Genomic DNA, 8,927 nt, shown 5'->3' on the forward strand with positions numbered 1-8,927 from the left:
CGAGACATCAGCGAGGAGTTCGAGGAGCTCGGGTTCGTCGTTGGCGACGCGGCGCGACAGCAGCCTCTCGCCTCTCTCATCGATGACGACGCAGTCGTGATGGGTCTTGCCTGCGTCGATGCCGGCCCAGATCATGGCCATGTGATGCCTCCGCGCGGTGTGCTGCTGGCGCCTCCCGACGGACGACCTCGCTGTCGATTCCCTACTCAGCGATCATTCGCAATTCCTAATTGGCAGCCGAGTCGTCCTGGGGCGCCGGGCGGCCAATCAGTGGAAGCCACAAGCGGCAGAGCCTTTTGAACCACACCCGGCACCCCTGGGTGGGTGAACCATACGAGGGGCTCACCGCGTCCCGCAGAACAACGTAGGGAGCCTTTTTCATCTTGATCAGCTGGCGAATTCAAGAGCGTCGACAGCTCGGACGATGCCGGTGACCCGGGTGGTGCTACAGCGAAGTTTCCGCAGAAGTCGCCAGGACTTGGGGATCGCCATGGCGCGTTCGCCCAGGCTGCGGTGTTGACGTGGTCCCGGTTGTGACGCCGGCGCCAGCCGCGCAGGCGCTTGCCCCGGAACGGGACGCGGATGGCGGAGCCTGCACCCCGATACGCCTTGTCCGCCTAGCACTTGATGCCGTTGGTTGCCAGAGCGGCGGGGATCCCGTGGGTCCGGGCTGCGGTCAGGTCGTGCGTGGCTTCCGGCAGCGGGTCCGATTCTCAGATCAGGCGTCCGGCTGGATCGGCGAGGACCTGCGCGTTCTTCCCGTGATGCTTCTTCTTCCTTGAGTAGTGCGGCCGGCCGGTGGGCGATGTGGTCGATCGGCGGGAGCGTGCCGTCGAGGATCACGTATGCCTTCTTCCGTACGGTCTGCATGGTCTGCTCAAGCGTGGACGCCAGGGCGGTCAAGAGGTCGCCGGCCTCGCGTATGTAGCGGCAGACCGTGGCGATCCCGACGCGGAAACCCGCCGCGAGGCGGCGTAGGTGTCGCCGCGGCGCAGGTGGGCCAGGACCGGCAAGGTCTGTCGGTCGGGTCGGGTCTGCTGGCCGCCCGTTGGATCACGGAACGCCCCGCTCGCTGACCGCCCTCGTGAGGGAACCAGCCGCCCCACGACGATGTCCGGTAAGGCGTGGAAGCCATTCTCTTCTTGATCCTGGCGTTCTCGCCCCTCGTGTGTCCATGGGTGGTCGTGGGCACGGCCGTTCAGCTGGTGTGGCGCGCGCGTCACGGTCAGCCTCCAAAGGGGTGGACGTCGCCGGACGTCATGTCGTGTGCGCTGGTCGTGCAATTGGCGGGCGCTGCGGCTGTGGGCGCGTATGCCTGGGGCGTGATGTCGGGGTTCTACATCCTGGACCCGGACCAGATGTGTGCGGCTTCCGGCGCCGACGGCGACCACGTGGTGACGCGTATGACGCTGCCGGTGAGCGTGCAGTGCGTCACGGACCAGGGTGTGGGGACCGAGCTGGTGCCGGTCTGGGTGAACCCGGTCGTCTTCGCCGGCCTGGCGGTCTGCGTGCTCGCCGTCTGGGCGGGAGTCTTTGCCGCGATACGCCGACGCGCCGACCGGGCGCGCGGTGAGGTCGAGGTGGAAGGCGTCGAACTCGGTAGCGGCGGGGTCGGCTGACCGTTCCGACACCCCTTGCCCGAGCCGTAGCCCGGGGAGCGCCCGGGAGCGTGGCCGATCGGGTGCAAAGAACGCGCCATGAGGCGCGAGGGGGGGGCGTGCCGGGGAGTCCGGTCGGCGTGGCTGGAGCATGTGTGCCCGTACGTTGATGCCGTGGAGGTGTCCGGATGCGTGCCGGCCGTTGCGAGCGTTCCGTCTCTCCGGTGCGCTCCAGTACCACCCCAGGGGCCACAGAAAGCCAGCGGATTGCCTCGGCAGCAACTACGGCGCCGAACACGGCCGGGGGATTGTCTCGATCCCAATTGGAGGCAGTGACCCTTTCCAACTTGAAGCGTTGGCCTGGCAGTTGGGCTGACAACATGATGAAGCCCCTGGTCGATGGGTTTTCGACCGAGAGAACCGTCTCCTCCAGAGGCTTCACGTGCTTGCTTACCCGTCGGGCGTCGACGTCTCCGGCTCTGCCCTCTGCTTCCTCACGCAGCAGTTGCGGCGGCACCGCCGTACGATCGGCTCCCGCTGGCGGCGCCTGAGCGTCGCCGCCAGGCTCTGCTCACACTCGCTCATCTGCGAGTGGGGCACACGTATGCCCAACTCGCGGCAGGTTCGGCGTCGGCACCACGACGGCCTACCTTTATGTCACCGAGGCTGTCGAACCCCTGGCCGCTCTTGTCCCCAGTCTGGCCGACGCGGCGAGGACCGCCTCGGCGAAGGCGTTCGTGATCCTGGACGGCACGCTCCAGCCGATCGACCGCATTGCCGCGGACCGCCCGTTCTACTCCGGCAAACACAAGAAGCACCGGATGAACGTGCAGGTCATCGCAGACCCCTTCGGCCGACTGCTGTGGGTCTCACCAACGCTGCCCGGAGCGGTCCACGACATCAAGGCCGCGCGAACCCAGGGCATCATCGACGCCCTGGAGGAAGCCGACGCGGAGTGCTGGCCCGACAAGGGCTACCGGGGCGCCAACGGCACCATCCGGGTGCCCTACCGGGGTCGCTGGGAGACGCTGTCCGCAGGTCAGCAAGCCGTCAACCGCTTACACGCGAAGATCCGCGCGCTCGCCGAGCAGGCCATGGCCACTCTCAAACCTGGCGGCTCCTGCGCAAGCTGCGATGCTGCACAACCCGCATCATCACCCTCGTCCAAACCGTCTTCACGCTGCACTTGACCTGCTCAAACTGAGGTTAGAAACAGCTCAATGCCTTCGCATGGCGGGCGTTCCAGTTGCTCGCGGTGTCGAACAGGGCCGAGTGGCCGGATCCAGGTGGCTGCTTTTCCATGGCGCTTTTCTCATACGGTAACAGCTGTTACCATGCTGGTATGGCGAAGACACAACTGGGCGCGCGGGTGGACGAGGACGTTGCGGAACTCGCAAGGAAACGCGCCGCCGACCTGGGACTGAGCATCGGCGACTACCTCGCCCGGCTCGTCCACGACGACACCAGCGGTCTGCGCGCCCACGCGGTGGACGCGGCCGCCCGCTTCCTCGCCGAACACCAGAGCGTCTTTGACGACGCCGAACAAGCCCAGCAGGCACCACGGGGAGCGCACGCGGCGTGATGGACCTGGCCATCGACGTCCCCTGGATCCTGCAGGTCGCCGAGGCCGCCGGAGCCGACGATCCGGCCCCTGACGACTACGGGGTCCCCGTAGCGGCCGTCGCCCGCCACCGGGCCGATCTGTTCGAACACCCCGTCTACGACGGCCCCTACGCCAAAGCGGCCGCGCTGGTGCACACGCTGGGACGGTGCCGGTGGCTGGAGCGCTCCAACCTCGCCGTCGCCGCGGCCACCGGCGTCATGTACCTGGAAGCCGCCGGGATCGGAGTCAAACCTGCACGCGAGGACGCCGTCGCCCTCAAGAATCTGCTCCTCGACCCCGCCTGCACTGCCGCGAAGATCGCCGCCCTGCTGCGGAGCTGGCCCACCGCCTCCTGACACCCGTGCCCCGGGCACCGCCTCGCCGGGATTTTCACCGGCTGTACAGAGCGGCTTGGCCATCATCGTGACAAGGGCCGGCCCGCGAGCCGAAGCACACTCCCGAGAAGCCGTGCACGCCGCCCAGCTGGGCGACGATCCGTTCGGCGGTCATGGTCGTCATGCCGAGACCCTTGTCCGCCCAGACTCGACCTGGTCAAGTAGACGGGCGAGTACGTCCCACACGCCCTCGGGATCTCGCGTTTCCAGGATCATCCCTGCCGCCGTGTCCAGCGCGCGGTCGAGGGCGTCGGGTCTGTACGGTGAGCGGTGTAACTCCCGGGCTGGAAGCGACAGTTGATGACTGACGTGACGAGTGGCAGCGAGGCCGTGGAGGCCGCTGTGAGTGGGACGAACGCGGTGGATGACGGGCTGGTGGCCGAGCTGGTTGCCCGGGCCCAGGCTGGTGGCGTGAAGCTCACCGGGGAGGGTGGCCTGCTGCAGCAGCTGACCAAGCGGGTGCTGGCGGCAGCCCTGGAGGGCGAGCTCACCGATCACCTGGGACATGAGCCCGGTGAGCGGGCCGAGGGCGGCCGGGAGAACTACCGCAACGGACACCGCTCCAAGTCGGTGATCACCGAGTCGGGGCCGGTCGAGATCGCGGTGCCGCGGGATAGGGCCGGGTCCTTCGAGCCCCAGATCTCCACGATCACCGACAGCATGGAGTCAGGCTGGCTCTCGCCAGAGGCCCGGGCGGACATTGGGCGAGAGGATTTCAGTCAACGTTGCCGCATGACGCCGCTTTCCTTACGTCTGGCACAGCATCAATATTAAAGACCGATTTCCCGCCCTCATCGGGAAAATCGAATTCATCCAGCGAGCGAACGAGATGCCCGTTGCTCAAACGCCACCATTGCATTCCATCACGGTCCGTGAAGGTGAAGCCGTAAAGCTGACTTATCCATACCGTTTTTTCAGCAGCTCCTCCATCCGTCCCATCCGTCCCTTCACGATCCCAATGCGTGACGCTTTTCCGCGAGAAGACAAGTTCCGTGCAGGGCGACAGTCGTGACGTATTCAGATACAGATCGGCGCCAATGCTCACATCGGAGCCTTTGAAGCGCATTGATCCCTTCAACGCTACGCGCGCCGATGGCACTGGATCCGGAGATCGATTCAAGATATGCAATTCCCAATCGCTTCCGTTTTCGTCGCGGTCTTCAACCCAAGCGGAGACAGTCACCGCCTGGGCGCTTATCTCTCTCCTGCTCTCCTCTTGGGATTGCTGGAGCTGGTCCTTCGCAGTCTGCTGACTCCAGTAGGTCGTGACGGCCTGAGCCCAGAGGCCGCCGATTGCGGCAAGGGCAGCGAGCGCCGTAGCGGTCACCGTGATCATGTGCGACCACCTCGCGTGCTGGACGCGGTTCCAGATTCGCCGTGTTCGGGACGTTGCCTGGCCCGGCTCCGGGTCCGGCCCAGGGCTTGGCTCGGGCTGCGGAGTCGGCTCCGCGGGCGAGTCGGGCGGCTCTTCACGAGTACGAGCCCACACCCGGGCGGGTGCGGTGCGCCGCCTGGCTAGCCGTAGACGTACGTGCCTCTGCGGCTCCTCTGCCATCTGCCCCCCAGACGTAGCTTCTGGGGGCATAGACGCCAGCACAAGCCATTCGGCTCCAGTCACTCCGGCTACTGGCTGATCGGCGGGGTCACCGGCACTGTGGAAGCTCCTGCTTCACTGAGTGGTGTGCATCGTGAAGTTGCAGGTCACGGGTCTGGTGTGCGCGGTGCACGGGATGCTCGTGCTGGTCGTGGGCGGGTGACTTCAGTGAAGATCATCGGTGCCGAACTGCTGATGGCCGAGCGCGAGGACCTCGACCGCCGCCGGGCCGAACGCCGTATCCGGGCCGCGCAGTTCCCCCGGCGAAGACCCTGAGGTTGTCTGGGGTTGGAGTTCAACGACTGGCGTATGCCCTGGTGGGAACGTTCTGACGCGTCGGTGACGTGCTGGGCGAGGGCAGCTTGAGGGCCAGGCGGAAACCTCGTGGCTGCGCGAGATCGAGCCTGCTTGGATCACTGTATGAGCAACGAAGACGTGCGGCAGATCGGGATCCTGTTGTTCCCCGACGTGGAGGAGTTGGATGCGGTCGGCCCCTGGGAGGTCCTGGCCTACTGGACGCGGGTCTTCCCCGAGGACAAGTGGGCGGTGTTCTGCTTCTCCGCCGACGGCAAGCCCGTGAGCTGCTCGAAGGGACTCACGGTCGGATCGCACTACTCGATGGACGACCTGCCCGCGCTGGACGTCCTGCTGCATCCCGGCGGCCGGGGAACCCGGCCTCAGCTCAACGACAGCCAGCACCTGGAGTGGGTACGACGCCAGCGCCGGTCGGTTCCGCTCATGACGAGCGTGTGCACCGGCTCGCTGGTCTTCGCCGCAGCCGGCCTGCTGACCGGGCGTCCGGCCACCACCCATTGGGGCGCCTTGGAACGGCTCAAGGAACTCGACCCGACCATCGACGTGCGGGCCGACGAGAGGTTCGTCGATGACGGTGACGTGGTCACTTCCGCGGGGGTCTCGGCCGGCATCGACATGGCTCTCCACCTCGTCGCCCGGCTGTCATCTCCGGAACGCGCGCGCCAGGTGCGCCGCGGTATTCAGTATGATCCGCAGCCACCGGTGTGACCTGGCCACCTCGGCGACGATCAGTCGGGCAGGCCGCGCTCGCTGAGCCGCCGTTGCAGGCGGAGGAACTCGCCGTGTGCGGCGATCTGTTCGAGTTCCTGGACCTGTTCGCGGTCAGCGGGAGACTTCGCGGTTCGTCAGGACCAGCAGGGCCCTGACCAGGGCGGTCGCCCACGTCGGGTCGGTGCGGACCTTGCCGAGGACCCGCCAGTTCTTCAGGTGGGCGAAGCCGTGCTCGACCGGCGCCCGGACGGCGGCCAGTTTCTGCCCTCGGGTCAGGGGCCGGTTGACGGAGCGGTCCGGGAGCAGTTGGAGCCCGCGGCCACCGACGCGGTCCGCGCCTACGCAGCCCCCACCCGCGAGCAGGCCGACCAGTTCGCCGCCGTCCTGGAGGACATCGCCGAGAACGGGCTGCCCTCACCCATGGACTGCACTCCGTGGGAAGACTTGCGGGAGGCGCACCTCGCCCGTCTTGCCGCGCAGCGGTCGGCCGTCGCCTGATGGCTCAGGGACACGGGCCGCGCCGCGCTCGGATCGCGTTCTCCGACGCCGCTGTGAAGCAGTTGGGGAACATCACCAGCGAGGCGGACATCCACGTCCTGTACCGCGCGGCCTGCCCACCCAACCCGCCGCCTCAGCCTGTTTCCACGACCGCGTCCGGCGTTCTGCCCTGCTGGCCCTGTTTGGCGCGCTGGATACACATCCGGGTGAAGGCGAAGACCTCGTCGACGTGATCAGCGGGGCGGGCAGTGTCGGTCGCCGCCAACTGGCATGTGACGGTGCCGATCCGGGCCGCAGTGACCATCCCGGCCACGTGGCCGGAGGGGGTGTAGTCGATGAAAGCCATGGTGTCGTCACCGATCTTCGGCACGGCTAGTACTCCAGCCGGACTTCTGTATTTCTCCTGGTCAACGGCTTGGTGGTGGGGAGTGTAGCGAGGGTTTGGCATGGGCGGGGCGGCCTTGGGTCGCCCCGCCCACCAACGGGTGCCCGCGCCGCATGTAATGACAGCGTCGGGCACGTGCTTGGTGGCGGCGTCTCCATCGGGACCACTTCACCGCGTGGTCGCGGTGTGCAGGATGGCGGCGGGGTTGAGCTGCCAGCAGACGACGGATTTCGGCTGGTGTGAGGTCCACGAGGTCGGGTGTGTCGGCCTGGTCACCCCCTTTTCGCGTTCCTGCACGGCCACCACTGCCAGGAACGCGTGGGCGAGTATGGCGAGTGTGGTGTGCCGGTACCAGCCCACGTAGCGGCGGACTTCGTACTGGTCCAGGCCGCACTCGTTCTTCGCGTTCTGGAAACACTCCTCGATCTTCCAGCGGCATCCGGCGATGCGGACCAGGTCGGCGACGGTGGCCTCCAGCGGGGCGCAGGCGAGGTAGTAGGCGACCTCGTCGGGCTTGCTGATGCTGCGGCGGGCCAGCATCCACCGCTGCCGGGTCGGCTCGTCGCCGTCGAACTCCCACACAGCGGGCAGCCGGGCGCCGGCCCAGTCGTAGAACCGCTCGCCCTTGGCTCCCGGACCGGCCGACAGGCGCTGCCATGCCCCGGGCGGGGCCTGGGCGATGAGATGGTCGATGCGCAGGCCGCTGACCTGCTGTGACTTGGGGACGGCGACAACGTAGGAGAGCGCGGCGTCTTCCAGGAAACTCCGGAAGTGCGAGTCCTGTACGTAGGCGGAATCCGCGGTCACCCAGGCGATGGGGAGGGGGGAGGCCAGAGCGCGCACGATCATGTCGCTGGCCAGTTCGCCCTTGGTGGCGAAACTGCGCTCGTCGGGGATGCGGGCCGCTCGGCAGCGTTCCCGGTCCTCCGTCCAGGACTTGGGCAGGTAGAGCTCACGGTCGACCAGGGCGCGGCCGCGGGTGGTGGCGTAGGCGGCGAACACGCCGATCTGGCAATTCTCGGTCCGTCCGGCCGTGCCGGAGTACCGGCGCTGCACCCCTGCGGAGGTGCTGCCCTTCTTCACGAAGCCGGTGTCGTCGAGGATCAACACGCCCTCCGGCGTGCCGAGTTGTTGGGCCACGTATGCCTGGAGGTCGTCGCGCAGGCCGTCGGTGTCCCAGCGGCTGTGGGAGAGCAGGTGCTGCAGGCCGTGTGGGGTGGGGTGGGGTGGCCGGCGTATTCGGCGAGCTGCCAGCTGTTCTTGCGGCCGACCGGGCCGAGCAGCCCGCCGACGTAGTCCCGCATCCGCCGCCGGGCCTCCACGCGGGAGAAGCGGGCTCCGGTTTGCAGGAAGAGTTCTTCGAGTTCCAGGTCCCAAGCGTTCGTCGGTACGTCGTGGATCACGAGAACGGACTGCTCGTCGCGCTGTCACTACATGCGGCGCGGGCACACGTCGGTGGGACGACCTGTCCAAGACCGCCCCACGCATGCCCAATCCCCGCTACACTCCCCACCGCCAGGCCGTTGACCAGGAGAAATACAGAAGTCCGGCTGGAGTACTAGTTGTCTCGGACCGGGAGGGCCTGCGCCGGCACAGGCGAGACAGGCTGCCCACCGACAGGCAGGACAGTGAACTGCAGGGTTCCGCCGACAAAACACCTCGGCGGACGGCCGGGCACGCCACAAGAGACGTCGACCGGGCTTCGACGACAACCGCTACAAGATCGTCGGCGGCAGCGCAGCCGCTTTGCCCGAGCGGCTGCCGGATCGCGGCGGGCCAGGGCCGATGACGGCTACTGGCCGGGGTGGACCGCCTGCACGCCGGTGCC

9 protein-coding genes and 5 pseudogenes are annotated in these 8,927 nt (G+C 67.4%); 7 read left to right on the forward strand and 7 right to left on the reverse strand.

Annotation, left to right across the window (positions count from 1 at the left end; genetic code table 11):
* Both ACZ4O3_RS43880 and ACZ4O3_RS43885 read right to left on the reverse strand, forming a co-directional pair.
* A partial coding sequence (locus tag ACZ4O3_RS43880; protein WP_467728007.1) for an IS110 family transposase occupies positions 1-141 on the reverse strand: 141 nt, incomplete at its 3' end.
* Between the two features lie 246 nt (positions 142-387).
* A pseudogene (locus ACZ4O3_RS43885) lies at positions 388-1,112 on the reverse strand (transposase family protein).
* 12 nt (positions 1,113-1,124) lie between these two features.
* On the opposite strand from ACZ4O3_RS43885, the gene ACZ4O3_RS43890 reads away from it, so the two are divergent.
* The 4 genes and pseudogenes from ACZ4O3_RS43890 (at position 1,125) to ACZ4O3_RS43905 (ending at position 3,557) form a co-directional block, all read left to right on the forward strand.
* Positions 1,125-1,619 (forward strand): hypothetical protein, encoded by a 495-nt coding sequence (locus ACZ4O3_RS43890; RefSeq protein WP_467727997.1) that lies wholly within the window; start codon positions 1,125-1,127, stop codon positions 1,617-1,619.
* 421 nt (positions 1,620-2,040) lie between these two features.
* Positions 2,041-2,802, forward strand: a pseudogene (locus ACZ4O3_RS43895) (transposase family protein).
* 138 nt (positions 2,803-2,940) lie between these two features.
* The gene (locus ACZ4O3_RS43900; RefSeq protein WP_467727998.1) at positions 2,941-3,180 is read left to right on the forward strand and encodes a hypothetical protein; all 240 of its coding nucleotides are present in this window, start codon (positions 2,941-2,943) and stop codon (positions 3,178-3,180) included.
* Positions 3,180-3,557, forward strand: a complete 378-nt coding sequence (locus ACZ4O3_RS43905) for a fic family toxin-antitoxin system, toxin component (RefSeq protein ID WP_467728009.1) — start codon at positions 3,180-3,182, stop codon at positions 3,555-3,557. Before ACZ4O3_RS43900 ends, ACZ4O3_RS43905 begins: the two co-directional genes overlap by 1 nt.
* Positions 3,558-3,591: 34 nt before the next feature.
* On the opposite strand, the gene ACZ4O3_RS43910 is transcribed toward ACZ4O3_RS43905, so the two are convergent.
* A complete protein-coding gene (locus tag ACZ4O3_RS43910; RefSeq protein ID WP_467728000.1) occupies positions 3,592-3,720 on the reverse strand; it encodes a hypothetical protein in 129 nt (42 codons plus the stop codon).
* A gap of 176 nt (positions 3,721-3,896) precedes the next feature.
* Between ACZ4O3_RS43910 and ACZ4O3_RS43915 the strand changes: the two are divergent.
* Positions 3,897-4,238, forward strand: a pseudogene (locus ACZ4O3_RS43915) (transposase); the annotation flags it as partial.
* A gap of 73 nt (positions 4,239-4,311) precedes the next feature.
* Here ACZ4O3_RS43915 and ACZ4O3_RS43920 read toward each other — a convergent pair.
* On the reverse strand, positions 4,312-4,932 hold the full coding sequence (locus ACZ4O3_RS43920; protein WP_467728002.1) for a hypothetical protein: 621 nt from the start codon (positions 4,930-4,932) through the stop codon (positions 4,312-4,314).
* 678 nt (positions 4,933-5,610) lie between these two features.
* Between ACZ4O3_RS43920 and ACZ4O3_RS43925 the strand changes: the two genes are divergently transcribed.
* Positions 5,611-6,213, forward strand: coding sequence for a DJ-1/PfpI family protein (locus ACZ4O3_RS43925; RefSeq protein WP_467728003.1), 603 nt, complete (start codon positions 5,611-5,613; stop codon positions 6,211-6,213).
* A gap of 114 nt (positions 6,214-6,327) precedes the next feature.
* Here ACZ4O3_RS43925 and ACZ4O3_RS43930 read toward each other — a convergent pair.
* Positions 6,328-6,501 (reverse strand): annotated as a pseudogene (locus ACZ4O3_RS43930) (IS5/IS1182 family transposase); the annotation flags it as partial.
* On the opposite strand from ACZ4O3_RS43930, the gene ACZ4O3_RS43935 reads away from it, so the two are divergent.
* On the forward strand, positions 6,478-6,714 hold the full coding sequence (locus ACZ4O3_RS43935; protein WP_467728010.1) for a hypothetical protein: 237 nt from the start codon (positions 6,478-6,480) through the stop codon (positions 6,712-6,714). The pseudogene ACZ4O3_RS43930 and the gene ACZ4O3_RS43935 overlap by 24 nt on opposite strands.
* Before the next feature lie 133 nt (positions 6,715-6,847).
* On the opposite strand, the gene ACZ4O3_RS43940 is transcribed toward ACZ4O3_RS43935, so the two are convergent.
* The gene (locus ACZ4O3_RS43940; RefSeq protein WP_467728005.1) at positions 6,848-7,084 is read right to left on the reverse strand and encodes a hypothetical protein; all 237 of its coding nucleotides are present in this window, start codon (positions 7,082-7,084) and stop codon (positions 6,848-6,850) included.
* Positions 7,085-7,267: 183 nt separating this feature from the next.
* Positions 7,268-8,502, reverse strand: a pseudogene (locus ACZ4O3_RS43945) (IS701 family transposase).
* Positions 8,503-8,927 lie beyond the last annotated feature (425 nt).

It is taken from the genome of Streptomyces sp. NPDC026515 (assembly GCF_055567595.1).